The sequence below is a fragment of the Klebsiella sp. FDAARGOS_511 genome, from assembly GCF_003812845.1.
In the GTDB taxonomy this organism is placed as follows: Bacteria; Pseudomonadota; Gammaproteobacteria; order Enterobacterales; family Enterobacteriaceae; genus Klebsiella; species Klebsiella grimontii.
Map to the genome: position 1 here is coordinate 4,168,714 of NZ_CP033824.1, position 24,769 is coordinate 4,193,482.

General features: G+C 55.0%; 27 protein-coding genes. 23 read left to right on the forward strand and 4 right to left on the reverse strand.

Annotated elements, in window-relative coordinates:
- The first annotated feature begins 7 nt into the window (after positions 1-7).
- The 7 genes from ispD to rpoS all read left to right on the forward strand — a co-directional run bounded on the left by ispD (position 8) and on the right by rpoS (position 5,997).
- Positions 8-718, forward strand: a complete 711-nt coding sequence (gene ispD, locus EGY08_RS21155; RefSeq protein ID WP_004124269.1) for a 2-C-methyl-D-erythritol 4-phosphate cytidylyltransferase — start codon at positions 8-10, stop codon at positions 716-718.
- A complete protein-coding gene (gene ispF / locus EGY08_RS21160) occupies positions 718-1,197 on the forward strand; it encodes a 2-C-methyl-D-erythritol 2,4-cyclodiphosphate synthase (protein ID WP_004124268.1) in 480 nt (159 codons plus the stop codon). Before ispD ends, ispF begins: the two co-directional genes overlap by 1 nt.
- The gene (gene truD, locus EGY08_RS21165) at positions 1,194-2,243 is read left to right on the forward strand and encodes a tRNA pseudouridine(13) synthase TruD (RefSeq protein ID WP_087829858.1); all 1,050 of its coding nucleotides are present in this window, start codon (positions 1,194-1,196) and stop codon (positions 2,241-2,243) included. Before ispF ends, truD begins: the two co-directional genes overlap by 4 nt.
- A complete protein-coding gene (gene surE, locus EGY08_RS21170; RefSeq protein WP_004124266.1) occupies positions 2,224-2,985 on the forward strand; it encodes a 5'/3'-nucleotidase SurE in 762 nt (253 codons plus the stop codon). The genes truD and surE overlap by 20 nt, the downstream gene beginning before the upstream one ends.
- Complete coding sequence (locus EGY08_RS21175; RefSeq protein ID WP_004124265.1) at positions 2,979-3,605, forward strand: protein-L-isoaspartate(D-aspartate) O-methyltransferase; 627 nt, start codon at positions 2,979-2,981, stop codon at positions 3,603-3,605. Before surE ends, EGY08_RS21175 begins: the two co-directional genes overlap by 7 nt.
- A 122-nt stretch (positions 3,606-3,727) precedes the next feature.
- Positions 3,728-4,846: a murein hydrolase activator NlpD gene (gene nlpD / locus EGY08_RS21180; protein WP_004124262.1), complete on the forward strand. Its 1,119-nt coding sequence runs from the start codon at positions 3,728-3,730 to the stop codon at positions 4,844-4,846.
- A gap of 158 nt (positions 4,847-5,004) precedes the next feature.
- The gene (rpoS, locus tag EGY08_RS21185) at positions 5,005-5,997 is read left to right on the forward strand and encodes an RNA polymerase sigma factor RpoS (RefSeq protein WP_004104962.1); all 993 of its coding nucleotides are present in this window, start codon (positions 5,005-5,007) and stop codon (positions 5,995-5,997) included.
- Positions 5,998-6,062: 65 nt separating this feature from the next.
- On the opposite strand, the gene EGY08_RS21190 is transcribed toward rpoS, so the two are convergent.
- Together EGY08_RS21190 and EGY08_RS21195 are read right to left on the reverse strand one after the other, a co-directional pair.
- A complete protein-coding gene (locus EGY08_RS21190; protein WP_004124261.1) occupies positions 6,063-6,440 on the reverse strand; it encodes a hypothetical protein in 378 nt (125 codons plus the stop codon).
- Complete coding sequence (locus EGY08_RS21195) at positions 6,437-7,651, reverse strand: MFS transporter (protein WP_123828871.1); 1,215 nt, start codon at positions 7,649-7,651, stop codon at positions 6,437-6,439. Before EGY08_RS21195 ends, EGY08_RS21190 begins: the two co-directional genes overlap by 4 nt.
- 107 nt (positions 7,652-7,758) lie before the next feature.
- Here EGY08_RS21195 and EGY08_RS21200 point away from each other — a divergent pair, with 107 nt between their 5' ends.
- Complete coding sequence (locus tag EGY08_RS21200; RefSeq protein ID WP_004124258.1) at positions 7,759-8,646, forward strand: LysR family transcriptional regulator; 888 nt, start codon at positions 7,759-7,761, stop codon at positions 8,644-8,646.
- Here EGY08_RS21200 and EGY08_RS21205 read toward each other — a convergent pair.
- A complete protein-coding gene (locus EGY08_RS21205) occupies positions 8,643-9,062 on the reverse strand; it encodes a MarR family winged helix-turn-helix transcriptional regulator (protein WP_123828872.1) in 420 nt (139 codons plus the stop codon). The genes EGY08_RS21200 and EGY08_RS21205 overlap by 4 nt on opposite strands.
- 170 nt (positions 9,063-9,232) lie before the next feature.
- Here EGY08_RS21205 and EGY08_RS21210 point away from each other — a divergent pair, with 170 nt between their 5' ends.
- From EGY08_RS21210 to EGY08_RS21225, 4 genes are all read left to right on the forward strand, one after another.
- The gene (locus tag EGY08_RS21210) at positions 9,233-9,826 is read left to right on the forward strand and encodes a non-oxidative hydroxyarylic acid decarboxylases subunit B (RefSeq protein ID WP_004124253.1); all 594 of its coding nucleotides are present in this window, start codon (positions 9,233-9,235) and stop codon (positions 9,824-9,826) included.
- Positions 9,826-11,253, forward strand: coding sequence for a non-oxidative hydroxyarylic acid decarboxylases subunit C (locus EGY08_RS21215; RefSeq protein ID WP_123828873.1), 1,428 nt, complete (start codon positions 9,826-9,828; stop codon positions 11,251-11,253). The genes EGY08_RS21210 and EGY08_RS21215 overlap by 1 nt, the downstream gene beginning before the upstream one ends.
- Before the next feature lie 10 nt (positions 11,254-11,263).
- The gene (locus tag EGY08_RS21220) at positions 11,264-11,500 is read left to right on the forward strand and encodes a non-oxidative hydroxyarylic acid decarboxylases subunit D (protein ID WP_004124248.1); all 237 of its coding nucleotides are present in this window, start codon (positions 11,264-11,266) and stop codon (positions 11,498-11,500) included.
- A 337-nt stretch (positions 11,501-11,837) separates the two neighbouring features.
- The gene (locus EGY08_RS21225; RefSeq protein ID WP_032742193.1) at positions 11,838-11,990 is read left to right on the forward strand and encodes a Hok/Gef family protein; all 153 of its coding nucleotides are present in this window, start codon (positions 11,838-11,840) and stop codon (positions 11,988-11,990) included.
- A 119-nt stretch (positions 11,991-12,109) separates the two neighbouring features.
- On the opposite strand, the gene mutS is transcribed toward EGY08_RS21225, so the two are convergent.
- The gene (mutS, locus tag EGY08_RS21230) at positions 12,110-14,671 is read right to left on the reverse strand and encodes a DNA mismatch repair protein MutS (RefSeq protein ID WP_123828874.1); all 2,562 of its coding nucleotides are present in this window, start codon (positions 14,669-14,671) and stop codon (positions 12,110-12,112) included.
- Between the two features lie 648 nt (positions 14,672-15,319).
- On the opposite strand from mutS, the gene EGY08_RS21235 reads away from it, so the two are divergent.
- From EGY08_RS21235 to EGY08_RS21285, 11 genes are all read left to right on the forward strand, one after another.
- Positions 15,320-15,859 carry a fimbrial protein gene (locus EGY08_RS21235; protein ID WP_004124241.1) on the forward strand — a complete coding sequence of 180 codons (540 nt, stop codon included), beginning with the start codon at positions 15,320-15,322 and terminating at the stop codon, positions 15,857-15,859.
- Positions 15,860-15,938: 79 nt separating this feature from the next.
- On the forward strand, positions 15,939-16,493 hold the full coding sequence (locus EGY08_RS21240) for a fimbrial protein (RefSeq protein WP_004124239.1): 555 nt from the start codon (positions 15,939-15,941) through the stop codon (positions 16,491-16,493).
- Between the two features lie 75 nt (positions 16,494-16,568).
- Entirely contained in the window at positions 16,569-19,037 is a 2,469-nt protein-coding gene (locus tag EGY08_RS21245; protein ID WP_049115116.1) for a fimbria/pilus outer membrane usher protein, read from the forward strand.
- 25 nt (positions 19,038-19,062) lie between these two features.
- Entirely contained in the window at positions 19,063-19,806 is a 744-nt protein-coding gene (locus EGY08_RS21250) for a molecular chaperone (RefSeq protein ID WP_004124233.1), read from the forward strand.
- A gap of 18 nt (positions 19,807-19,824) precedes the next feature.
- Entirely contained in the window at positions 19,825-20,454 is a 630-nt protein-coding gene (locus EGY08_RS21255) for a fimbrial protein (protein WP_049115114.1), read from the forward strand.
- The gene (locus tag EGY08_RS21260; protein ID WP_049115113.1) at positions 20,454-21,506 is read left to right on the forward strand and encodes a fimbrial protein; all 1,053 of its coding nucleotides are present in this window, start codon (positions 20,454-20,456) and stop codon (positions 21,504-21,506) included. The genes EGY08_RS21255 and EGY08_RS21260 overlap by 1 nt, the downstream gene beginning before the upstream one ends.
- Before the next feature lie 9 nt (positions 21,507-21,515).
- Positions 21,516-22,064: a fimbrial protein gene (locus tag EGY08_RS21265; protein ID WP_049115111.1), complete on the forward strand. Its 549-nt coding sequence runs from the start codon at positions 21,516-21,518 to the stop codon at positions 22,062-22,064.
- 22 nt (positions 22,065-22,086) lie between these two features.
- Positions 22,087-22,758, forward strand: coding sequence for a hypothetical protein (locus tag EGY08_RS21270; protein ID WP_004124220.1), 672 nt, complete (start codon positions 22,087-22,089; stop codon positions 22,756-22,758).
- A 104-nt stretch (positions 22,759-22,862) separates the two neighbouring features.
- Entirely contained in the window at positions 22,863-23,072 is a 210-nt protein-coding gene (locus EGY08_RS21275) for a DUF4762 family protein (RefSeq protein WP_004124217.1), read from the forward strand.
- Between the two features lie 70 nt (positions 23,073-23,142).
- Positions 23,143-23,811, forward strand: a complete 669-nt coding sequence (locus EGY08_RS21280) for a DsbA family protein (protein ID WP_004124214.1) — start codon at positions 23,143-23,145, stop codon at positions 23,809-23,811.
- A 2-nt stretch (positions 23,812-23,813) separates the two neighbouring features.
- The gene (locus EGY08_RS21285; RefSeq protein WP_123828875.1) at positions 23,814-24,764 is read left to right on the forward strand and encodes an ABC transporter; all 951 of its coding nucleotides are present in this window, start codon (positions 23,814-23,816) and stop codon (positions 24,762-24,764) included.
- Positions 24,765-24,769 lie beyond the last annotated feature (5 nt).

A 24,769-nucleotide genomic window follows, 5' to 3' on the forward strand; every position in this document is an offset into this window, starting at 1 on the left:
TTACAACATGGCAGCCACTTTTCCGGGCGTTTGCGCCGTGGTGCCGGCAGCCGGTTTTGGCCGCCGCATGCAAACGGAATGCCCTAAACAATATCTCTCAATCGGTAACAAAACGATTCTCGAGCACGCGGTCGCCGCGCTGCTGGCAAACCCGCGTATACGGCGGGTGGTCATCGCCGTCAGCCCGGGTGACGTGCGCTTTAGCCAACTGCCGTTGGCGAACCATCCTCAAATCACCGTCGTTGATGGCGGGACAGAACGCGCGGATTCCGTTCTCGCTGGCCTGAAGGTGCTTGGCGAGGCTGATTGGGTGCTGGTGCACGATGCCGCGCGCCCCTGCCTGCACCAGGATGACCTCAGCCGCCTGCTTCAATTATGCGACACCAGCCGTACGGGCGGCATTCTGGCCGCCCCGGTTCGCGACACGATGAAGCGCGCGGAGCCGGGCAGGGCGGCCATCGCCCATACCGTTGAGCGTAATGATTTATGGCATGCGCTGACGCCGCAATTTTTCCCTCGCGAACTGCTTGTTGATTGCCTGACGCGGGCGCTTAATGAAGGGGCGACTATCACCGACGAAGCCTCGGCGCTGGAGTACTGCGGCTTCCATCCTGAACTGGTCGCCGGACGAGCTGATAATATAAAAGTGACGCGCCCGGAAGACCTGGCGCTGGCCGAATTTTACCTTACCCGTTCCCGACACCAGGAGAAGGCTTAATGCGAATTGGACACGGTTTTGACGTACACGCTTTTGGCGGTGAAGGCCCAATCATCATCGGCGGCGTGCGCGTGCCCTACGAGAAAGGGCTGCTGGCGCACTCCGACGGCGACGTCGCGCTGCACGCGCTGACCGATGCGCTGCTCGGCGCGGCGGCGCTGGGCGACATCGGCAAGCTGTTCCCGGATACCGATCCGGCTTTTAAAGGCGCCGACAGCCGCGAACTGCTGCGCGAAGCGTGGCGGCGGATTCAGGCGAAAGGCTATACCCTTGGCAACGTTGACGTCACTATCATCGCCCAGGCGCCGAAAATGCTGCCGCATATTCCCCAGATGCGCGTCTTTATCGCCGAAGATCTCGGCTGCCATATGGACGATGTGAACGTCAAAGCCACCACCACGGAAAAGCTGGGCTTTACCGGCCGCGGCGAAGGCATTGCCTGTGAAGCGGTGGCGCTGTTGCGTAAGGCGGAGAAATGATCGCTTTTGACGAACTCACCTACCTACATGGAAAACCGCTGAGCCAGGGGCTGCTAAAAGCCAGCCCGGAGGACTTTTTGGTGGTGGAAGATCTCGGTTTTGCCCCCGATGGTGAAGGCGAGCACGTGCTGGTGAGGATTCTGAAAAACGGCTGCAATACCCGTTTTGTTGCTGACTCACTGGCAAAATTCCTTAAAATTCATGCGCGTGAAGTGAGCTTTGCCGGGCAGAAGGACAAACACGCGGTGACTGAACAGTGGCTGTGTGCCAGAGTGCCGGGCAAAGAGATGCCCGACCTGAGCAAATTTCAGCTCGAGGGTTGCCAGGTTCTGGAGTACGCGCGCCATAAGCGCAAGCTGCGCCTCGGGGCGCTGAAGGGGAACCAGTTTACTCTGGTACTGCGCGAAGTCAGCGCCCGCGACGATGTCGAAAAGCGTTTACAGGCGATTGCCGAGCATGGCGTACCCAACTATTTTGGCGCCCAGCGCTTCGGTATCGGCGGCAGTAACCTGCAGGGGGCGCTGCGCTGGGCCGAGAACGGCGCGCCGGTGCGCGATCGCAATAAACGCAGTTTTTGGTTGTCGGCGGCCCGCAGCGCATTGTTTAATCAACAGGTTGGTATTAGATTAAAAAAACCGGAATTTAATCAGGTTGTTGATGGCGATGCGCTACAATTAGCGGGGCGCGGAAGCTGGTTCGTTGCGGCCTCTGAAGAACTGACGGAACTCCAGGCGCGGGTAGATAACCGCGAGCTGATGATTACCGCTGCGCTTGTGGGCAGCGGCGACTGGGGAAGCCAACGGGGCGCGCTGGCCGCTGAACAGGCGGCAGTGGCCGAAGAGACGCAGTTACAGGCGCTGCTGGTGCGTGAGAAAGTAGAGGCCGCCCGCCGGGCGATGCTGCTCTATCCCCAGCAGATGAGCTGGAACTGGTGGGATGACGTTACCGTTGAACTGCGTTTCTGGCTGCCCGCAGGCAGCTTCGCCACCAGCGTAGTAAGGGAGCTTATCAATACAACGGGTGACTATGCGAATATTGCTGAGTAACGATGACGGGATTCATGCGCCGGGCATTCAGACCCTGGCAAAGGCCTTACGAGAATTCGCTGAGGTTCAGATAGTTGCACCCGATCGTAACCGCAGCGGAGCGTCGAATTCCCTGACGCTGGAATCTTCGCTACGTACTTTCACTTTTGATAACGGCGATATCGCCGTACAGATGGGCACCCCGACGGACTGCGTTTACCTCGGCGTGAACGCCCTGATGCGGCCGCGTCCGGATATTGTGGTTTCCGGCATTAACGCCGGTCCCAACCTCGGTGACGACGTCATCTATTCCGGCACCGTTGCCGCCGCGATGGAGGGCCGTCATCTCGGCTTTCCGGCGCTGGCCGTCTCGCTAAATGGCTATCAGCATTATGATACCGCCGCCGCGGTCACCTGTTCGATTCTGCGGGCTTTAAGCCGCGAGCCGCTGCGCACCGGGCGCATTCTGAATATCAACGTGCCGGATCTGCCTCTTGAACAGATTAAAGGTATCCGCGTGACCCGCTGCGGCAGCCGTCATCCTTCCGATCAGGTGATCCCGCAAAAAGATCCGCGCGGCAATACGCTGTACTGGATTGGACCTCCGGGCGAGAAGTACGACGCCGGGCCGGATACCGACTTCGCCGCCGTGGATGAAGGCTATGTGTCGGTCACTCCGCTACATGTCGATTTAACCGCCCACGGCGCACATGAGGTGGTGAGCGGTTGGCTGGATCGCGTTGGGGTTGATACGCAATGGTAAGTAAACGTGTTGAAAGTCTTCTCAATCAGCTCCGCACGCAGGGCATTATTGACGAGCGCGTGCTGAACGCGATCGCGCTGGTGCCGCGAGAAAAGTTCGTTGATGAAGCCTTTGAACATAAGGCGTGGGAAAACACGGCGCTGCCGATTGGCCAGGGGCAAACCATCTCGCAACCCTACATGGTGGCGCGGATGACCGAGCTTCTGACGCTAACGCCGGAGTCAAGGGTGCTGGAAATTGGCACCGGATCTGGCTATCAGACGGCGATCCTGGCGCATCTGGTGCATCACGTATGCTCGGTTGAGCGTATTAAGAGTTTGCAGTGGCACGCGCGGCGTCGCCTTAAACAACTTGATTTACATAATGTTTCAACCCGTCACGGCGATGGATGGCAGGGTTGGCAGGCACGCGCGCCGTTCGACGCGATCATCGTTACCGCCGCGCCGCCGGAAATTCCGGCTGCGCTGCTGGCGCAGCTGGACGATGGCGGCGTACTGGTGCTGCCGGTAGGCGAAGAGCACCAGTTCCTGAAGCGAATCCGTCGGCGCGGCAACGAGTTTGTCATTGATACTGTCGAAGCCGTGCGCTTTGTACCCCTCGTGAAAGGGGAGTTGGCCTGAACCCGGATTATTCCAGGTTTTTTTGCCTGCATTTAGGCATAGGGTGGACGCATTTTTCGTGTCCTGGCCGGGCGCCGTCCGGTGAGCAAGATATTGGTAGTTAACATATTCCTGGGGGATAAATGAGCGCGGGAAGCCCAAAATTTACCTTAAGCCGCATTGCGGCTTTGTCACTGGTGTCACTCTGGCTGGCAGGCTGCAGCAGCTCCAACAATCCGCCTGCGCCGGTCAGCTCGGCTGGCGGGGCTTCGTCTTCCAGTACGAATTCCGGAATGCTGATCACGCCTCCGTCAAATAACGTCCCACAGGCGCGCCCGGTACAAACGCAACCGGTGCAGACGCAGCCCGTTCAGGTTCAGCCGATGGCTCAGGAGCCGGTGCAAACGGTGAACGGTAAAATTGTCTACAACCGTAAGTATGGAGATATTCCGAAAGGTAGCTATACCGGCGGCAGTACCTATACTGTTAAACGCGGCGACACGCTATTCTATATTGCGTGGGTCACCGGGAACGACTTCCGCGACCTGGCGCAGCGTAATAATATCCCGGCGCCGTACGGTTTGAACGTTGGTCAGACGCTGCAGGTTGGCAACGCATCCGGCCAGCCAATCACCGGTGATAACCCTGTCGCCCAGGCCAGCGTGAAGGCCAGCAACGGCGGGATGTTAACCGCAAATTCTGCACAAAAATCCACCGCGGTGGTTGCGTCCCAACCAACTATTACGTATTCTGAATCCTCAGGTGAACAGAGTGCTAATAAGATGTTGCCTAATAACAAGCCTGCGACGACAACAACCGTCGCGCCAGTTACGGCCCCAGCTGTCAGCACAACCCAATCGACTGCAAGCAGTACGTCAACCAGTTCGCCGATCTCTTCATGGCGCTGGCCGACTGATGGCAAGGTTATCGAGAACTTTAGTGGTGCCGAAGGTGGCAATAAAGGTATTGATATCGCAGGCAGTAAAGGACAGGCTATTGTCGCGACCGCAGATGGGCGCGTCGTCTATGCCGGTAACGCACTGCGCGGTTACGGTAATCTTATTATCATCAAACACAACGATGATTACCTGAGCGCCTACGCACATAACGATACGATGCTCGTAAAAGAGCAACAAGATATCAAGGCGGGGCAGAAAATCGCTACCATGGGTAGCACAGGTACTAGCTCTACACGTTTGCATTTTGAAATTCGTTACAAGGGGAAATCCGTCAACCCGCTGCAGTATTTACCGCAGCGATAATTTGGCAAAGTACGGATAAGCTCAATATCGCTAACAAAGGCGCCAGGGCGGCCGCGATGCCTTCTTCACCGGGGCAGAAAAGGTTATCGTCCTGGCGTCTTTTGAGTGATGTTTAGCGAAGGTGCTTTGCTTAGGGATCACGGGTAGGAGCCATCTTTATGAGTCAGAATACGCTGAAAGTTCATGATTTAAATGAAGACGCGGAATTTGATGAGAACGGAGTCGAGGTTTTTGATGAGAAAGCCTTAGTTGAAGAGGAACCCAGTGATAGCGATCTGGCTGAGGAAGAGCTTCTTTCGCAGGGAGCCACCCAACGGGTGCTCGATGCGACGCAGCTTTATCTTGGAGAGATTGGTTATTCCCCGCTGCTGACGGCCGAAGAAGAGGTTTATTTTGCGCGTCGCGCGCTGCGTGGTGATGTTGCGTCACGCCGCCGGATGATCGAAAGCAACCTGCGTCTGGTCGTCAAGATAGCCCGTCGTTACGGCAATCGTGGTCTGGCTCTGCTGGATCTGATTGAAGAAGGTAACCTGGGGCTGATTCGCGCAGTTGAGAAGTTTGATCCGGAACGTGGGTTCCGTTTTTCGACTTACGCGACCTGGTGGATTCGTCAAACGATTGAACGGGCGATCATGAACCAAACCCGTACGATCCGTTTACCGATCCATATCGTCAAAGAGCTGAACGTCTATCTGCGTACCGCACGCGAGTTGTCCCATAAGCTGGACCACGAGCCAAGCGCGGAAGAGATAGCCGAACAGCTGGATAAGCCAGTTGATGACGTGAGCCGGATGCTGCGTCTGAACGAGCGCATTACCTCGGTGGATACTCCACTGGGCGGCGACTCGGAAAAAGCGCTGCTGGATATTCTGGCCGATGAAAAAGACAACGGTCCGGAAGACACCACGCAGGACGATGATATGAAACAAAGCATCGTCAAATGGCTGTTCGAACTGAACGCCAAGCAGCGTGAAGTGCTGGCTCGTCGCTTCGGCCTGCTGGGCTATGAAGCCGCGACGCTTGAGGATGTGGGCCGCGAAATTGGCCTGACCCGCGAACGCGTGCGTCAGATCCAGGTAGAAGGCCTCCGCCGCCTGCGGGAGATCCTGCAAAGCCAGGGGCTGAATATCGAAGCGCTGTTCCGCGAGTAAGACACCTTTCTTAAAAAAGGCTCAATCGTTTGATTGGGCCTTTTTCTTTTTTGGGCCTCCGTCGCTTATGCGAGCGCCGTCTCGTGGAGGTGCAGCCAGTTGATTTTCCCTTCCTGCAGACGGAAAAGAACCGTCGACCAGCGTGCGGTGTCCGCTTTGCCGGGTAAAGCGTGGATTTCCCGATAGAGCACCGCTGCGCCATCGTGCCATTCGGCAAGTATGGCGGCATTGTCGATGACAATCTTCAAGCCCGGGCGGCTGGCGCGAGCCTCGCGAAAAAAAACGCTGACCGACTGATGGTCCATGCGCATACCGTTTATCGGGATCATGCTAAATTCCTGGCTAAAGCGATGCAGCAGCGCTTCGGCGCTCCCTTCCCCCTGATTCAGCCAGTTTTCTATAGCCACGTGGGCCGTAATAACTTCCGCAATATAGCGATTCATTTGTTCTCCATTTTACCGTGCAGGCGTAAGACGAGCGCCCGATTATCGAATTTTAGGCAACCCAGCAGCGGCACCAGGGTCAAAACGGCGGCGGCGATAAATACGCCGCGCCACGCCAGCGGGGTTGGCCAGTAAAGTAAAAAAACGCTCAGTAAAGCCGCCAGTAGCGCAGATCCTATCAGGAAACTGAGCTGGCGATTGAGGTTCCACAGCGCGCTGGCGTCCGGCATATCGGGGTTCGCCACGTTAAGAAACGCGCTGCTCTGGGCCGTACTGCTGCACAGGCTGCCGCCTGCGCCCATCAGGATAAACGCCGCGATCAGCGCGCTGCTGGCGGTATGCGCATTGACGCCAGCCAGGATGATTATTCCGGCTGCCTGGAGAAGGCAGCCCAGCGCAATCAGGGGGCGGGGGCCGAGACGATTAAAATAGCGGCCGGTCGTCGCGATCGCCACAAATGAGGCCAGCGACCACGGAAGCATCAGGGAGCCGATGGTGGAGGGCGCCATCCCCGTCACGCTTTGCAAATAAAACATCCCGACGACATTAATTCCTATAAACGTCCCCGGCACGCAGAGATAGACCAGCATAGAAAAGCGCAGCAGCGGGTCGCGCAGTAACGAAATATGTAAAAAGCCGCCCGGCCGCGCGATGCTCTTCTCATCCCTGAGCCACAGCGCGGCCAGCCCGAACGTCAGCAGCGCTATCGGCAGGCTGGCAAAGAAAACCCAGCGCCAGCTCAACGACTGCACCAGTACTCCGCCGAGCGCCGGAGAGCACGCCGGCGCCAGCAGCCCAACCAGCATCACCGCGGCGGAAAGTTTCGCCCGTTCGTGAGGCTTGAACTGTTGCCAGGTTAACGCCTGTCCTAGCGGAATCAGCAGCCCGCCGCCCATCCCCTGCAGGGCGCGCCACATGACGAGGCTTATCAACGAGTCGGCCATCCCGGCAGCCAACGCTCCGAGGCTAAACAAGGTAAGCGAAAGCAGGAATACCCGCCGGGCCCCAAACTGCTGGCTGAGCCAGGCGCTAAACGGCAGCACCAGGGTGAGCCCGGCAATATAGCTATTGCTGACCCACGCCAGCTCGCCCACCGACGCGTGTAGCGTCCGGCCCATCGCCGGAAAGGCGACGCTGGCGATAAACATATTGATTAAGTCGAGAAAGAAACCCAGCAGAAAAACGGTTGCGACCTTGCTGCGATACGTCATAGATGAAATCCCCCGTGAAGGCCGCTACTGTAAACCTCAGTATCAGGGCGAATAAACACGACATTCGGAGATATACTGTCGTAAATATTTTGACAATGGGCGGCGCGATGCTGAATCTGCAGCGAATGAACATGTTTGTGGCGGTAGTCGATAGCGGGAGTTTTACCGCGGCGGCGGCGGCTCTGGGGCAGACCAAGGCGGTGGTGAGTTTCAACGTCCGCCAGCTGGAGAGCGAGCTGGGGGTCACGCTGCTGTTGCGATCGACCCGGCGGCTGACGCTTACCGAAGCCGGTTCGCTGTTCTATCATCGCGGGGTCGCGCTGCTGAAAGCGGCGGAAAACCTGCAGGACGACGTCCGGGGCAGCCACGTGGGGTTGAGCGGCGAGCTGCGGATCACGACGACGCCTGAATATGGCGCGCAGGTGATTATTCCGGCGCTGGCAGAGTTCAGCCTGCGGCATCCTGCGCTCCACGTACGCCATGTTTCCTCGTCTCATCACGCGGATTTAATCTCAGAACGGTTTGACGTGGCGATTCGCCTCGGCACGCTGGCGGATTCGCGCTACCGCGCGGCGCTGATCTCGCGCTTTGCCATCGTCCCGGTTGCAGCCCCGTCATGGCTGGCGCAGCATCCTGTAAAGACGCTTGATGATCTGGCGAAATCGGCGTGGATTATTCATGAACGTCTGACCGCACCGCTCCGCTGGCAGCTTAGCGGGCCCCATGACGAGAGCATTGCCTTCGAGATTAAACCGGCGCCGCGGCTGTCGGCGGATAGCGCCAGCGCGCTGATGGCTTTTGCGCTGGCAGGGAGCGGCATCGCGCTGCTACCCGAATGGCTGGTGGCCGCTGCGCTGGCGGACGGCGCACTGGCGAAGGTAATGCCGGCGTTTAGCTTTCCGCCCCAGGGGGTATACGCGGTTTACCCGGACGCGCAGCATATTCCTGCCAGGGTGCGGGCGTTTATTGATTTTTTACGCGAACGCCTGGGTTAACGCTGTTGTTCTTGCGCCATCAGCTTGTGGATGATGTGCGAAAACTGTTGGCGCTCCTCATCGCTCAGCCGACCTAAAAACTCTTCGTCGACGGCGTGACCCAGCGGCATTGAGCTTGCCAGTAACGCTTCGCCTTCCGCGGTTAAATAGACAAACCGACGGCGTTTGTCCGCCGGGTCGTGTTCGCGGCGAACCAGATCGCGGCTCTCCATTCGGCTCAGCATCTCCGCCAGTGTCGCTTTGGTGCTGACCGCCGCTTCCGTTAACGTCACCTGTTCAATGCCGGGATGCTCGGCAATAGAACGCATCACCGCATACTGCGGTTTGGTGAGGTCCGGCAGTTCAAGCTGCCAGCGGGCGGTGTGCTGCTGAAAAAGCTGGCGCAGCAGGTGGAACGCCTCGTTTTTTAACTCCATGACCACTCCCTAAAAAAACCGTCGGTTCTATGATAGCCGTTCGAAGGGCGTTTGAGCATTTTTCCTGTTTTGATGAAAAATGCGGCCGTGTACGAACGAACTTGCAAGAAAAGCTTATCAAGCGTAGCTTTAATAAAAATGTTCGTATACGAACAAAATGTGAGGCGATGATGAAGCTAATAGTAGGGATGACCGGAGCGACGGGCGCTCCGCTGGGCGTTGCGCTGCTGAAAGCGCTTCGTGAGATGCCGGAAGTGGAAACGCATCTGGTGATGTCAAAGTGGGCCAAAACCACCATTGAACTGGAAACACCGTACAGCGCCCGTGAAGTGGCGGCGCTGGCCGATTTCTCGCATAGCCCGGCGGATCAGGCCGCCATCATCTCATCAGGTTCATTTCGTACCGACGGCATGATCGTTATCCCCTGCAGTATGAAAACGCTGGCCGGTATCCGTGCCGGTTATGCCGAGGGGCTGGTTGGGAGGGCCGCGGACGTGGTGCTGAAAGAGGGGCGTAAGCTGGTGCTGGTACCGCGCGAAATGCCGTTGAGCACTATCCATCTGGAAAACATGCTGGCTCTGTCGCGCATGGGCGTGGCGATGGTGCCGCCCATGCCCGCCTATTACAACCATCCCAAAACCATTGAGGACGTCACTGACCACGTTGTCACGCGGGTGCTGGATCAGTTCGGTCTGCAATATCACAAAGCGCGCCGTTGGAACGGGTTACGGGCGGTAGAGAATATTTCACAGGAGAATGAATAATGGCTTTTGATGATTTGCGCAGCTTTTTGCAGGCGCTGGACGAGCAGGGGCAACTGCTGAAAATTAGCGAAGAAGTGAACGCGGAGCCGGATCTGGCCGCGGCGGCAAACGCCACCGGGCGCATCGGCGATGGCGCTCCCGCGCTGTGGTTTGACAATATTCGCGGTTTTACCGATGCGCATGTGGCAATGAACACCATCGGCTCCTGGCAGAACCACGCTATCTCGCTAGGTCTGCCGCCGAATACGCCGGTGAAAAATCAGATCGACGAATTTATTCGTCGCTGGGATAAATTCCCGGTGACGCCGGAGCGGCGGGCAAACCCGGCGTGGGCGGAAAATACCGTCGACGGCGAGGCGATTAATCTGTTCGATATTCTGCCCCTGTTCCGTCTCAACGACGGCGACGGCGGCTTTTATCTCGACAAAGCCTGCGTGGTTTCTCGCGATCCTCTCGACCCGGACAATTTTGGCAAGCAAAACGTCGGCATTTACCGTATGGAGGTGAAGGGCAAACGTAAACTGGGCCTGCAGCCGGTACCGATGCACGATATCGCTCTGCATCTGCACAAAGCGGAAGAGCGCGGTGAAGACCTGCCGATTGCCATTACCCTGGGAAACGATCCGATTATTACCCTCATGGGCGCTACGCCGCTGAAATACGATCAGTCGGAATATGAGATGGCCGGCGCGCTGCGCGAAAGTCCTTATCCTATCGCGACCGCTCCGCTGACCGGCTTTGACGTGCCGTGGGGCTCAGAGGTGATCCTCGAAGGGGTGATTGAAAGCCGCAAGCGTGAAATCGAAGGCCCGTTCGGCGAATTTACCGGCCACTACTCCGGCGGCCGTAATATGACGGTGGTACGAATTGATAAAGTCTCTTACCGCAGCAAACCGATCTTCGAGTCCCTCTATCTCGGCATGCCGTGGACCGAGATCGACTATCTGATGGGCCCGGCCACCTGTGTGCCGCTGTATCAGCAGCTGAAGGCTGAGTTCCCCGAGGTACAGGCCGTCAACGCGATGTACACCCACGGCCTGCTGGCGATTATCTCCACCAAAAAACGCTATGGCGGCTTTGCCCGCGCGGTAGGCCTGCGGGCGATGACCACGCCGCATGGTTTGGGCTACGTGAAGATGGTGATCATGGTTGATGAGGACGTCGACCCGTTCAACCTGCCGCAGGTGATGTGGGCGCTGTCGTCGAAGGTCAACCCGGCCGGGGACCTGGTGCAGTTGCCTAATATGTCGGTACTGGAGCTCGATCCAGGCTCCAGCCCGGCGGGGATCACCGACAAACTGATTATCGACGCCACCACGCCGGTTGCGCCCGATCTGCGCGGCCACTACAGCCAGCCGGTACAGGATCTTCCTGAAACCAAAGCCTGGGCTGAAAAACTGACCGCCATGCTGGCCAACCGTAAATAAGGAGAAAAAGATGATTTGTCCACGCTGCGCCGATGAACATATTGAAGTGCTGGCAACGTCGCCGGTAAAAGATGTCTGGACGGTATTCCAGTGCCAGCACTGTTTCTATACCTGGCGTGATACGGAACCGCTACGCCGTACCAGCCGCGAACATTATCCGGAAGCGTTCCGCATGACCCAGAAGGATATTGATGACGCGCCGATGGTGCCGCATATTCCGCCGCTGCTGGCGGAAGATAAACGCTAAAATCAACGGGGTCCGCTTAGTCGGGCCTTTTTTATATTGAGTTAATCAATGCAAAATATTTATTAATTAATTTTCAAATTACATAAAAGGTTAATAAAGCAGATATATTTGCGAGTTATCTCCAGTTTATAATAAACTCAACGAGTTTGATAAATTACCGATAAGCTTCGCAGCCGGGAAAATATAGAATAGCGGCGGGTGCTTGAGGTTATCTGGCTTTGAGCATTTATAAAGATTCAGATAAACGAAAGCCCCAGAAGATATTTCTATCAACTGAGGCTGACGGCTGAACCTGAACAATTCAGATGTTAGTCTCTTCTTTGCAGGGAGGCAAGACATGCTAACAAAATATGCCCTTGTGGCAATCGTCGTACTGTGTATTGCGGTACTGGGATTTACGCTTTTGGTGCGCAGCTCGCTGTGCGAACTCAGTATTAAAGAGCGTAGTATGGCGTTTAAAGCTGTTCTCGCTTACGAATCGAAGAAATAGCATCAGCGCGGGGGCAACACCGCGTATTGGTTGTCAGGATGCATCCTCTCGCACCCAGTTTGCATTTGTTAAAACGGCAGCACCGCAGGACGCTGCCGTTTTTTCACGTTAAACGAGAACTACACCAGGCTCTTCAGGCGATAGATCCACTCCAGCGCCTGGCGCGGAGTCAGCGAATCCGGGTCAAGATTCTCCAGCGCTTCAACCGCGGGCGAGGTTTCTTCCGGAGCGGAAAGCAGCGACATCTGGGTACCGTCCACCTGCGTGGCGGCAGCGCTCGGCGCGATGCTTTCCAGCTCGCGCAGCTTCTGCCGCGCGCGCTTAATCACCTCTTTCGGCACTCCGGCCAGCGCGGCAACCGCCAGACCGTAGCTCTTACTGGCCGCACCATCCTGCACGCTGTGCATAAAGGCAATAGTATCCCCGTGCTCCAGGGCATCAAGATGGACGTTGGCCACGCCTTCCATTTTCTCCGGCAGTTGGGTCAGCTCGAAGTAGTGGGTGGCAAACAGGGTCAGGGCTTTGATCTTATTCGCCAGATTTTCCGCGCAGGCCCACGCCAGCGACAGGCCATCGTAGGTCGAGGTACCGCGTCCAATTTCATCCATCAGCACCAGACTATGCTCGGTGGCGTTATGCAGAATATTAGCGGTTTCGGTCATCTCTACCATAAAAGTTGAGCGGCCGCTGGCCAGGTCATCCGCCGCGCCGACGCGGGTGAAAATACGATCGATAGGGCCGATGTCGACTTTTTCCGCCGGAACGTAGCTGCCGATATACGCCAGCAGGGCGATCAGCGCGGTCTGGCGCATATAGGTACTTTTACCGCCCATATTCGGACCGGTGATAATCAGCATTCTCCGCTGCGGGGCGAGGTGCAGCGGGTTGGCGATAAACGGCTCTTTCAGCACCTGCTCAACCACCGGATGGCGGCCTTCGCTAATCCGAATGCCCGGCTTATCGCTAAAGGTCGGGCAGCAGTAGTTGAGGGTCTCCGCGCGCTCGGCGAGGTTCACCAGCACATCGAGCTCCGCCAGCGCGCTGGCGCTCTGCTGCAGGTCGCCAAGATGCGGCAGCAGCATATCGAAAAGCTCATCGTACAGCTGCTTTTCCAGCGCCAGCGCCTTCCCTTTGGAGGTCAGCACTTTGTCTTCATACTCCTTCAGCTCAGGAATAATATAGCGCTCGGCATTCTTGAGGGTCTGGCGACGGACGTAGTGGATCGGCGCGTGCTGGCTCTGGCCGCGGCTAATCTGGATGTAGTAGCCGTGGACGGCGTTGTAGCCCACCTTCAGCGTGTCCAGCCCCAGACGCTCGCGCTCGCGAACTTCCAGTCTGTCGAGATAATCGGTCGCGCCATCGGCCAGGCCGCGCCACTCATCGAGTTCCGCATTATAGCCGGGGGCGATAACGCCGCCGTCGCGAACCAGCACCGGCGGCGCATCGATAATCGCCCGTTCCAGAAGTTCGCGCAGCTCGCTAAATTCCCCCATCTTTTCCCGGAGCCGCTGCACCGGCGCGCAGTCGACGTCGGCCAGCATGGCGCGCAGCGCCGGCAGCTGCTGGAAAGCGTAACGCATACGCGCTAAATCGCGAGGGCGGGCGGTGCGCAGCGCCAGGCGGGCCAGAATACGTTCGAGGTCGCCGACCTGACGCAGTACCGGCTGCAGTTCGGTGTAATGTTCCTGCAGCGCGCCGATGGTCTGCTGGCGCTCTACCAGCACGGTGGTGTCGCGCGCCGGCATATGCAGCCAGCGCTTCAGCATACGGCTGCCCATGGGGGTCACGGTGCAGTCGAGTACCGAGGCGAGGGTATTTTCAAAGCCGCCGGCCAGGTTCTGGGTTATCTCCAGATTGCGGCGCGTGGCCGCATCCATAATGATGCTGTCCTGCTGGCGCTCCATCGTGATGGAGCGGATATGCGGCAATGACGTGCGCTGGGTGTCTTTGACGTACTGCAGCAGGCAGCCGGCGGCGCACAGGCCGCGCGGGGCGTTTTCAACGCCGAAACCAACCAGATCGCGCGTGCCGAACTGGAGATTGAGCTGCTGGCGCGCGGTGTCGATTTCAAATTCCCACAGCGGACGACGGCGCAGGCCGCGGCGACCCTCAATAAGCGACGACTCGGCAAAATCCTCCGCGTACAGCAGCTCGGCGGGGTTGGTGCGCTGGAGCTCGGCAGCCATCGTTTCGCGGTCAGCGGGCTCGCTCAGGCGAAAACGCCCGGAGCTGATATCGAGGGTGGCGTAGCCAAAACCTTTGCTGTCCTGCCAGATGGCGGCCAGCAGATTGTCCTGGCGTTCCTGCAGCAAGGCTTCATCGCTGATGGTTCCCGGGGTCACGATGCGGACGACTTTGCGCTCCACCGGCCCTTTGGTGGTTGCCGGATCGCCAATCTGTTCGCAAATGGCCACCGACTCGCCCTGATTCACCAGTTTGGCCAGATAGTTTTCCACCGCGTGTTGCGGGATCCCGGCCATCGGAATCGGTTCGCCCGCGGAAGCGCCGCGCTTCGTCAGCGAGATATCCAGCAGCTGCGACGCGCGTTTCGCATCGTCATAGAACAGTTCGTAAAAATCACCCATCCGGTAAAACAGCAGGATCTCCGGGTGCTGGGCTTTCAGCTTGAGATACTGCTGCATCATGGGGGTGTGGGCGTCGAAATTCTCTAATGTACTCATCTGTTATTGATGTCCATTTTCTTACGTTTTAACGCGTTAGCGGAGTTTATTGTTTTCATGACGTCGCGCTATTGCTCATCGGTTCCCGTGACATTGTGCTTTTCTTTTCATTGACACATAGGCCGCATGATAACGGAGTCTTCAGGTCAGGAAAACAAGAAGGCGCGATGGGCCCATGAATCGACTTCCTCGCCTCTTAGCCGCTGCGTAATGTCCATTGCGTGGGCTGCTTTTTACTATCCCTATATCAGGAAAAGCCATTTGTTAATAAATTGTGATCTATGTTACAATTGCTTTACTGCGAATGTCGGTCCTCTATCATTTATTAATTACCTGACGCAATTTGTTTTTAGGATATATCTCAGGGCTCTGCGAGTTAATTTCCTATGGTGGCATTGTTCGCGAGGTTAAATCTTTTTTTAATTCCCCTGTAAATGTATCTCTTTTTACCTAAAAAATGATTTGTTAGTATTTTTGTCGACCAGGGGATCTGGCTTTAATTAAATTATTAATATTAATTAATAGTCTAATTATTGAAACGGATTTTTCGGTGATGCGGAGGGCTGGAAATTGTTGGGTGAATAGACTTCGGCAATTTTATAGCTCCTTACTCTTTTAGGATAAAAATTTATAACGCAGGAATTTTCTATGAAACTGAATAAAGTTGCTATGGCTGTGGCATTAACTGCTGCTCTCGGCTCAATGTCTGCACTGGCTGATACCACGAATGGTCAGATTGAGCTTCAGGGTGAGCTGGTGAATACCGCGTGTGGTTTAGCTCCGTCGTCCAGCCCGGTAACCGTTGATTTTGGTCAGGTTCCAGTTTCCCTGCTGCAAGGCGGTGGTCAGGCAACTGAAACCAAAAACATCGAGCTGCAGTACTGCGATACCACTATCGCCAGCAGCGCCGTTGTTTCCTATACCCCGACTTCGGTTAACCCGAACGATCCTACTCTGGCTGCATTTACTTCTGGTACTGCATCCGGTGCAGGTATCGGCCTGAAAGACAGCGCTAGCCAGACTGTAACCTGGGGCGCGCAGACCACTCCGGTCACCCTGGTTGATGGTACTAACACCATTCCTTTCGTGGCATTCCTGAAAGCGGAAGCGGCAGCGAGCGGTTCTACCACCACCGTAACTGCAGGCGCATTCCAGTCAACGATCAATTTCACTATCGATTATCAATAATCGATTTTGAATTATCGCTCGCGGGGAGATTTCTCCCCGCGATATTGGAGTAGGTGCCAGATAATATGGAATTCTGAGTATGGTTAAGGATACAGAGAAAAAGAGACTGATGGCGTTATTGGTATCGGGATTACTCTTTTCCGGACATGCTTCGAGTACTAGTTTTACGCCTGGACAGCTGGCTCTTTCGGGGGAGCTGGTGGCTGCCGCATGCGATATTGATCCTAATTCACGGGAGCTATGGGTAGATTTCGGTAACATTTCCGCTCGCGATATTAATAGCGATCAAGAAAGTAAGCTTATCCGGCCTTTTTTAGTGCGCTTAATTGGCTGCGCCTCTTTCGGCAGCGTAAATCAATCAACGCCAGGCGCTTATGCCACGATTACTTTTACCGGAAATGCTTCATCGCAGGACCCGACAGTATTAATTCCGGATGGTGAAGGAAAGGGTTTTGGTATCCAGATTCGCGATCGCCATGGGGAAATTTTAACGTTTGGAGAACCCTCATCGGGATATCTCCTGAGTGATGAGAATAATACGCTGAAATTTACCGCTACGCTGGTGCCGGTTCAGCAGCATATTAAGGCCGGGGATTTTTACGCCGTCACTCGTTTTTTTATGGATTACAACTAGAAACAAGCCAGCGATTGCTGTTGGAGCTTGTTTGTCGCGCACGATATTTTACTGAATGATTCGGGATGAATAGTCATGTCAGCAGAACAAAAAATAAAAACAATCCTCTCTCAGATGCTTTTTTTCTGCTGTACCTCTATGGCATACGCCTCAACCGACGTCGAATTTAATACTGACGTACTGGATGCGGCCGATCGCGACAATATCGATTTAACCCGTTTCGCCACCGACAACTATGTCCCGCCGGGCGAGTACTTATTAGATATTAAAATAAATGGCCAGGCGGTCGGGCAGCAAAAGGTTCGCTATCTGGCTTCTAAAGACCAGAAGCATACCCAGGCCTGCATTAACGGCGAAATTCTTGCCAGATTGGCGTTGAAAGAGGAAGCGCAGCAAAAGGTCGCACAGCCGTTTGCCGATTGCTATGACCTGCTGAGCCTTCCTGGCGCCACCCTCAGTAACTACGCCGGGGTGCTGGACATCACCGTCCCGCAGGCGTGGATGAAATACAACGATCCGAACTGGACGCCGCCGGAGCGCTGGGACCAGGGGATCGGCGGATTTTTGCTCGACTATAGCCTGACCGGGCAATATACCCGCCAGCTTGATATGCATGAAGATTACAGCACCCTGAGCGGATACGGTCAGACCGGGGTTAACCTCGGCGGCTGGCGCCTGCGCGGCGAATATCAGACCAGCTATTACAGCGCGACGCATCAATTTGATTTCGATATGAATCAGATCTACGCCTACCGTCCGCTGCCGATGATGGCGGCAAAGCTGACGGCGGGGGAGATCTATCTTGATTCTCAGGTCTTCGACACCGTGCGCTTTACCGGGCTTAATCTCGCCAGCGATGAGCGTCAGCTACCGCCAAACCTGCAGGGGTACGCGCCGGAAATTCGCGGCCTGGCCAAGACCAACGCCAAAGTGACGGTGAAGCAGAGCGGGCGCATCATTTATGAAACGACGGTGCCAGCCGGGCCGTTTAATATTCAGGATTTACGCAGCTCGGTGCGCGGTACGCTGGATGTGCAGGTGGAAGAGCAGGATGGCTCAATTTCGACTTTCCAGGTTAACACCGCCAACATTCCTTATCTTACGCGTCCCGGCTACGTGCGCTACAACGTGGCCATCGGCGCGCCGTCCCGCTATAGCCATAAAATTCAGGGCCCCGGTTTTGCTTCCGGCGATTTCTCCTGGGGGATCACCAACGCCTGGTCGCTGTACGGCGGGTTACAAAGCGCAGGGGCTGAATATACCGCAGTCTCCGCCGGTATTGGCCGCGATCTCAGCGTACTTGGCGCCCTCTCGCTGGACGCCACGGAGTCCTACAGCCAGCAGTCAAACCAGAAACGGCTTAAAGGAACCTCGTTTAAGCTGAGCTATGCAAAAACGTTCGACGAATATAATAGTTCCATTACCTTCGCCGGATATCGCTTCTCGCAGGAGGACTTCCGCTCTTTCTCGCAATATCTCAACGAGCGCTATGAGGGTTACGACAGTCTTGGGCGTGAAAAAGAAGTCTATACCATCACCGGGAATAAAACGTTCTGGGCCGATGAGCCAGGCAAAGCAACCACCGTTTTTCTGACCTATACCCATCAGAATTACTGGAATCGAAGCAGCCAGGATCGCTACGGCATCTCGTTAGGGCGCTCGTTTAACGTCGGTAATATTCGCGGGATCACCACCAATATTTCGGCCTATCGTTCGGATTACGAAGGGCGGAAAGACGACTCTATTGCTTTCTCGCTTTCCATTCCGGTTGGCGATAGCAAATGGAGCGGTCTCGACGTGCAGACCAATAACGGCAAAACCAGCCCGATGCTCTCCTATACCGACAGCAGCGACTACAACAACCTGTGGCGTCTGCGTGCCGGAGCGAGCCAGAGCGGCTATGCCAACGTCGACGGCTACTATCAGCGCCGCTCGCAGTACGCTGAAATCAACAGCAACGCCAGCTATCAGCAGGATCACTATCTCTCTCTGAGCAGCACCCTGCGCGGCGGCTTTACCGCGACCCGGCACGGGGCGGCGATCCACAACAGCGGCGCGACGCTCAACACGGCGCGCGTAATGGTGAACACCAACGGCATAGGCGACGTGCCGCTCAATGACGGTAAATCAAGAACCAATAATTTCGGCATCGCCGTTATTCCGGACATCGTGAGCTACAACAGCTTTGATACCCGGGTTGACGTTGATGCGATGTCGGAATCCATCGAACCGGCAAAAGCCATCAGCACCGCCACGCTGACCGAAGGCGCTATTGGCTATCAGACCTTCGGCATGGCGCAGGGCGAAAAAATGATGGGCATTATCCGCCTGGCTGACGGTACCTATCCGCCGTTCGGCGCCGAGGTTATCAACGGCGATGGCGTAAGCGTATCGATGATTATGGAAGGTGGGCAGGGATGGCTGGCAGGGGTTAATCCTCAGGAACTGCTAAGCGTAGTGTGGAGCGGGAAAAAGCAGTGTCAGATTGCCATCCCGCCGACCATAGAGCGTCGTTCGACAGCCGCGCTATTGCCGTGTAAATGACAGTGACAGTAATAAAAGGCCAAAAATGAGCATAACAAGCAACAAACTCTGCTGGATAGGCGTTCTGATGCTGGCGGCGGTAAGCGGTACCGCGCAGGCGGGGGTTTCGCTGGATCGCACGCGTCTTATCATCACCGGTAAAGATAGCTCGGCGAGCGCCAATTTAACCAACACCAGCCCGGATATTCCGTTCCTGGCGCAATCGTGGGTGGAGGATAGCAAGGGCAACAAGATTACCTCTCCGCTGGTGGTGCTGCCGCCTCTGCAGCGGATTAACGGCGGGCAAAAAGGGGTGGCGCGGGTTACCAAAACTGACGGTATTAATCAATTGCCGCAGGATCGGGAAAGCCTGTTTTATTTAAGCGTGCGCGAAATTCCGCCCAAGCCGGATAAAGCTAACGTCCTGCAGTTAGCCATGCAGTCGCGGATTAAATTATTTTTCCGCCCGACCGCCATTATTCCCAAAAGCAAAAGCGAGATTTGGCAGGACCAGGTCGTCTTTCAAAAGAGCGGCAATAAGATGACTGCGCAAAACCCGACGCCTTACTACATCACCATTATTAGCCTGTCCCGCGTTAAGGGTGAAAAAATCACTAAGTTCCCGGGAATTATGATTGCGCCGAAGTCCAGTCTGGAGTTCAGCGTGACCGATGGCGGCGTTAGAGATTTTGCGATGATGTACGTGAACGATTATGGCGGACATCCAGAGCTGAAGTACCGCTGTGAAGGAAACACCTGTAAAGCGCTGCCGCCATCGCAGCAAGGGTAATTAAAGAGGAACCTGATGATGAAAACGCGCCTATCGCTTTTAGCACTGTTTGTATTCGGTATCAGTATGCCAGCGCTGGCCGACGCTGATATTCCGCTACAGCCGCAGCACTACAACCAGGATCATCAGGGGGAAGATGGCGGTAACGTGATATTCAATGGCTCCGTTTATGCCTCGCCGTGCGTGCTGGCGCCGCAGAGCCGCCTGCAGATTATTGAGATGGGCGAAATCAGCGCCCGTCGTTTCCATCAGGCCGGCGATCGGAGCCAGCCGGTGCTGGTTCGCGTCGAGCTGAGGGATTGCCTGAAAGGCGCATCGCAGGCGCGCGACAGCATCGCCTCACGGACGACGGGTAGCAGCAAGCATCTCTACACCACCGGCGAGCAGGCGGTTCAGCTCACCTTTATCGGCGAGTCGGATGAGCATAATCGCCAACTGCTGCGCCTGACCGGCAGCATCTCAGGAGCCGGTATTCGCCTGCTGGATGTCAAAGAGCGGGCGCTGGATATTAATCAAACGCAGCCGCCGTTTATCGTGAAAACCGGCGACAGCAGCCTGACGTTTATTGCCGTGCTGGAATCGACCGGGCGAAACGTGACCGCAGGAAACTTTAGCGGACTGCTGCGTTTAAAAATGGAGTATCTCTGATGGCGACGAGGGTTATCGGGCGGAAATCTTGCATCACGCTATTACTCTGCGGCGGCTTATTCTCTCTCGACGCCAGCGCGGCGGTGGAAGGGGAAATTACGCCGGTTGGCGGACCTAAAATGTACAATATCGACGTCGCCAACCAGGATATTACCAATAACAGCATTGGGGCGACGATTCCCTATGTCTTTTCATTGGGCGGACAATATTCTGGTATCGCCAGCTGCACTATTCCAATGGAAGACCAGGCGATTTATTACTCTGCGACCGCCTCGCTGCTGCAGCAGGGCAGCTCGCCGGGGTATTTAAAACTCAATGATTATATGGATGTGAAAATTGAGATTTATATCCGCGGCCAGCGCATGGAATATCTTCCGGTCCCTTTTAATAATGAGTCAAACCAGGCTTATCAAAATAAATGCGTACCGCCAACTACCCAGTTTAACAACTTCGAGTCCGGCGCTCAGGGGCGGGTAACGTTTATGATCACCAAGCCGATTGTCAACGGCGTTAACCTGCTGGGTACTGAAATCGCCAAGCTTTATGGGCGCCTTGGGAATTACAGCGCAGGGATGGGCAGCACTCCCATGTCAATTGTCTCGATTAATTCCGGAGTCATTACCGTTCCGGATAAATGTATTGTCAACTCAGGATCGCCGATCGTCGTTGATTTTAATACCATCCCCAGCGCGGGCTCGCTGCTTAACGGCAGCAATTACAGCCAGTCCGTGCCGATTCAGGTGAAGTGCGAAGGGGGGAGTTTCGCCACCGGCAATTTAAATATTCGCCTCGGAATTCAGCAGGCCAATACCGCCAGTTTTAACAGCGATTATTTAGGCACCACCGGCGCCGTCGACCGCTCCAATCTTGGCATTATCCTGAAAGATTCCGGCGGCAGTTTAGTCGCCGCGAATAAGTTTTATGACGTGCCGGGTTTTAATAACAATCAGGGAACCTGGAATTTGACCGCCGCGCCGATTGCCAATGCCGGAACCAACGTTCTCGAAGGGGATTTCCAGGCATCGGCCACCGTGGTCGCTGAGTTTCAGTAAGGGGACAGCATGCGTCAACTCATCGCATCAATGATACTCATATGTTCGCTACCCGCGGCCGCTCCTGCGCATGCCATCGGGGAACTGATCGGCGGCGATTTAAACTTCAAAGGAACCGTCGTTGCCCATGGTTGCAGTATTGTGCCTTCATCAAAAAACATCACCGTGGATTTTGGCCAGATTTCAACCCGCACGCTTTATGCGGAGGGAAAATCGCAGCCCAAAGCGTTTGTTATTGAACTCCAGGATTGCAGCACCGATGTTTTTAATTCCGTCACCGTGACCTTTAGCGGGACGGAAAATGCCAATATGAGCGACCGCCTGGCGATTACGCCGATCGCGCCGCAAACCGCCAGCGGTATAGGCATTGGTTTTGAAGAAAGTAACGGCACTGCGATTTTACTCAATACGCCGACGACCGCCGTCGCGATTTCCGATGCCAACATGCAGCTAAATTTTAAAGCGTTTGTTGAAGGGGAACCGGACGCCTTGAGTAACAAAACCCTGGAAACCGGCGCCTTCCAGGCAACAGCGAATTACACCCTTAATTACCAGTAGAATAGATCAAGGATGATGATAAATGAGCCGTCGTTTCTTTCTCTACGATAAAAACATCTTTTTCGCCGAAGGCGTGCGTTCTGTGGTTGACGATCTTGCCATGCATGAAGGCGACTGCGCGTTCACAAGGCTCGACCATTTCTCTGAGTTGATTAACACCCTGCGTCTGCCTAAGCAGAAAGATGAACTGCGCTGGGTCCTCTGCGATGTCGACAGCTTGCCGGACGAGCGTTTTAACGCGCTTTACACCATTAAAGAGCACTACTGCCGGGAGAATCAGCAACTGGTTATTTTATTAAGCGAGAACAATATTTCTCTGTTCTTTGCGCTGCATTCGCTACTTCCGGAGGCAAGTTGGTTATTAAAAAATGAATCGCTGGATAACTTTTTTAAATTTATTGAAAATGCGGACGCTATGGTGGCAAAGCAGATCTTTTTTAGCCGCTCGTTAATTAACTATACTCGACAGAAATGGTTAGCCAGAGATTTTAATAACAGTATCTCCAGTGATGACTGGTGGTTAATGGAAGAAATATTCAAAGGGAAATCATTGTCACAAATTTCCTCTGAACAAAAAATTGATGTTCGTCGCCTGAGCCGCTGTAAACGGGGGCTAATGAAAAAGTTAAACGTTAAAAACAACGTAGAGCTGTTTAATATTTTCAAGTGCATCGTCGCCACCCCCTGCGTATAGCAGCGTATAAATTCTGACATCGAAAGAATTACTGGCAGGTATCTAAGCCAGTAGGTAAGTGTAAGAAAAATACATTTTAATATAAATAGTTAAGGATCTAACAAATGCAAAAATTAAGTATGATTGAAGCATCAGCGATTATTGGTGGATGCTGCAAGGAAACTTGCACCAGCTCGTATGAGACCGTGGTGGTGGGCGGTGTTTCAACCTGTAAACAAGTAACCACCTGTACCGATAAGCACGGCAACTCAACCGTGACCATGAAAGATGCGTCCGACGGTATGTGCGTAGTGCCGAATCGCATCCGTCAGTAATTTCTGCTGCGGTATATGGAGGGGAAACCCTCCATATATTTCTCCGTCGTTTTCGCGAGCCTGGTATCAAATGAAGATAAAACCTATTACCGCTGTTGGCTATACGTTTCTGGTGGCATTAATTTCGTCGCTGATTACCGTGCTGTGCTATCACATTTTTGTATTTAATACGTTTGCATCGGACAGCAGCGAGCCTTCGGCCCTGCGGGAAATTGACAGCGCAATCGTTGCCAGTAGCCCAATAAAACATGACAGCAGCATTATTGAAGTGATGTCCTATGGCTGTCACTACTGCGCGTCGAACGAGGAAGATATCGAAAAATTCGCTGCCTCATTACCGGCGGAGAGTACCTTTGAAGTTATCCATATCACCGCCGAAAGAAACGGTCTGGCAATTTATGCGCCGGTTTTTGCCACCCTCGAAGTCATGGGTATTGAGCGCCAGATGCGCGACCAGGCTTTCAACGCGGTAATGACCCGTGGAGTAAATTTAGCTGATGATGAAGCGCTTAACGGCTGGCTGAAAAAGAACAATATTGATGTCGCGAAATACCATCAGTTACGCCAAAGCAAAGCCGTGGCCGAGCGTCTGGAATATATGGCCAAAATCACCGAACTCTATGATATTAACGCGACGCCGCTGTTTATTGTGAATAAAAAATACGTCGTGGCGAAGGATCGTCAATTTCCTGAGTTTGCCGATTATATGCGCCAGCTGTTAACTCAGGACAAGGAGTAAGCGTGACGCGCTTTCTGATCGTCTGGAGCGTCTTCAGCGTAAGAAAATGGTCCGCGCAGCTGAGCTGGCGCTATCGGCCCTTTACCGGCCACGGCCAAAAGGCGGTGCGTTGGGTCATGCGTTTCATCCCTATGCCGCTGCTGTTGCTGACGGCTCGCGCGCTATGCAGGCTGCGTCTATTGGGGGGGCAATACCGCGGGCGCACCGCCGTGGCGACGCAAAACTACCGCTGCCTGACGGGGGCTGATGGTCGAATCGATGCCGCATGGATAGCCATGCGCCGCCAGCTGCTGGAGATGGGGGCAACCTGGGGACAACACCCGGCCACCCTGGCCCAGATGCAGGCATGCACGCGAGCGCTTGATGCCGTTGTCGCCCCGCTGGCGGCGCAAAAGATCCCGGTCGTTCTGGCGCCGCTGCACTGCGTTTCCGATATTTTAGCGGCGATGGTCGGGGCCGGCGTGACGCCGGGGAAGGCCAGCGTGGTGGTCTCTTCCAGCGCGGAGAGCTATACCGTCGCCAGCCGTAAAATGGGCGGCGTCGCGCTCTCTTATTGCTCCATCCACCAGGATAATACGTCGCTTGCCAGCGAGCTTATGGCGTTAATGAGCAACGTATCGGAAGGGCGGGAAAATATGATTATTTTCCCCGATATTCCTGCCGATTATACCGTGCAGACCCCTGAAGCGCAGTCCGGAAAAATAAGCTGCCGGATCTTTGGCCGCCCGGCGAAATTGCATAGTGGGGTACAGCGCTTTTCTCGCATCGTATCGGCGAAGGTGGTTTTTTATCACCTCTATTATCAGCAGGGGATAAAAATAAAAATCTATTCCCCACTGGCGCCAAAAGAGGTTGCGGCGAATCTACCGTCGATGCTTGAAAACACCCTGCGTGATTATCCGCAGGATTGGCTTTTATGGCACAGCCATTCGCTCTATTTTATTAATCACTGACCCAT

Bases quoted from the DNA above. Each gene is read 5' to 3' on its own strand.
- EGY08_RS21220 (WP_004124248.1), top strand. From the start codon at position 11,264: ATGATTTGTCCACGCTGCGCCGATGAACATATTGAAGTGCTGGCAACG.
- EGY08_RS21250 (WP_004124233.1), top strand. From the start codon at position 19,063: ATGAGCATAACAAGCAACAAACTCTGCTGGATAGGCGTTCTGATGCTG.
- EGY08_RS21225 (WP_032742193.1), top strand. From the start codon at position 11,838: ATGCTAACAAAATATGCCCTTGTGGCAATCGTCGTACTGTGTATTGCG.
- EGY08_RS21260 (WP_049115113.1), top strand. From the start codon at position 20,454: ATGGCGACGAGGGTTATCGGGCGGAAATCTTGCATCACGCTATTACTC.
- EGY08_RS21205 (WP_123828872.1), bottom strand. From the start codon at position 9,062: ATGGAGTTAAAAAACGAGGCGTTCCACCTGCTGCGCCAGCTTTTTCAG.
- EGY08_RS21210 (WP_004124253.1), top strand. From the start codon at position 9,233: ATGAAGCTAATAGTAGGGATGACCGGAGCGACGGGCGCTCCGCTGGGC.
- EGY08_RS21255 (WP_049115114.1), top strand. From the start codon at position 19,825: ATGAAAACGCGCCTATCGCTTTTAGCACTGTTTGTATTCGGTATCAGT.
- EGY08_RS21195 (WP_123828871.1), bottom strand. From the start codon at position 7,651: ATGACGTATCGCAGCAAGGTCGCAACCGTTTTTCTGCTGGGTTTCTTT.
- EGY08_RS21175 (WP_004124265.1), top strand. From the start codon at position 2,979: ATGGTAAGTAAACGTGTTGAAAGTCTTCTCAATCAGCTCCGCACGCAG.
- EGY08_RS21240 (WP_004124239.1), top strand. From the start codon at position 15,939: ATGGTTAAGGATACAGAGAAAAAGAGACTGATGGCGTTATTGGTATCG.
- EGY08_RS21235 (WP_004124241.1), top strand. From the start codon at position 15,320: ATGAAACTGAATAAAGTTGCTATGGCTGTGGCATTAACTGCTGCTCTC.
- EGY08_RS21190 (WP_004124261.1), bottom strand. From the start codon at position 6,440: ATGAATCGCTATATTGCGGAAGTTATTACGGCCCACGTGGCTATAGAA.
- EGY08_RS21275 (WP_004124217.1), top strand. From the start codon at position 22,863: ATGCAAAAATTAAGTATGATTGAAGCATCAGCGATTATTGGTGGATGC.
- surE (WP_004124266.1), top strand. From the start codon at position 2,224: ATGCGAATATTGCTGAGTAACGATGACGGGATTCATGCGCCGGGCATT.
- EGY08_RS21245 (WP_049115116.1), top strand. From the start codon at position 16,569: ATGTCAGCAGAACAAAAAATAAAAACAATCCTCTCTCAGATGCTTTTT.
- EGY08_RS21200 (WP_004124258.1), top strand. From the start codon at position 7,759: ATGCTGAATCTGCAGCGAATGAACATGTTTGTGGCGGTAGTCGATAGC.
- ispF (WP_004124268.1), top strand. From the start codon at position 718: ATGCGAATTGGACACGGTTTTGACGTACACGCTTTTGGCGGTGAAGGC.
- EGY08_RS21265 (WP_049115111.1), top strand. From the start codon at position 21,516: ATGCGTCAACTCATCGCATCAATGATACTCATATGTTCGCTACCCGCG.
- EGY08_RS21280 (WP_004124214.1), top strand. From the start codon at position 23,143: ATGAAGATAAAACCTATTACCGCTGTTGGCTATACGTTTCTGGTGGCA.
- EGY08_RS21270 (WP_004124220.1), top strand. From the start codon at position 22,087: ATGAGCCGTCGTTTCTTTCTCTACGATAAAAACATCTTTTTCGCCGAA.
- EGY08_RS21215 (WP_123828873.1), top strand. From the start codon at position 9,826: ATGGCTTTTGATGATTTGCGCAGCTTTTTGCAGGCGCTGGACGAGCAG.
- nlpD (WP_004124262.1), top strand. From the start codon at position 3,728: ATGAGCGCGGGAAGCCCAAAATTTACCTTAAGCCGCATTGCGGCTTTG.
- mutS (WP_123828874.1), bottom strand. From the start codon at position 14,671: ATGAGTACATTAGAGAATTTCGACGCCCACACCCCCATGATGCAGCAG.
- ispD (WP_004124269.1), top strand. From the start codon at position 8: ATGGCAGCCACTTTTCCGGGCGTTTGCGCCGTGGTGCCGGCAGCCGGT.
- truD (WP_087829858.1), top strand. From the start codon at position 1,194: ATGATCGCTTTTGACGAACTCACCTACCTACATGGAAAACCGCTGAGC.
- rpoS (WP_004104962.1), top strand. From the start codon at position 5,005: ATGAGTCAGAATACGCTGAAAGTTCATGATTTAAATGAAGACGCGGAA.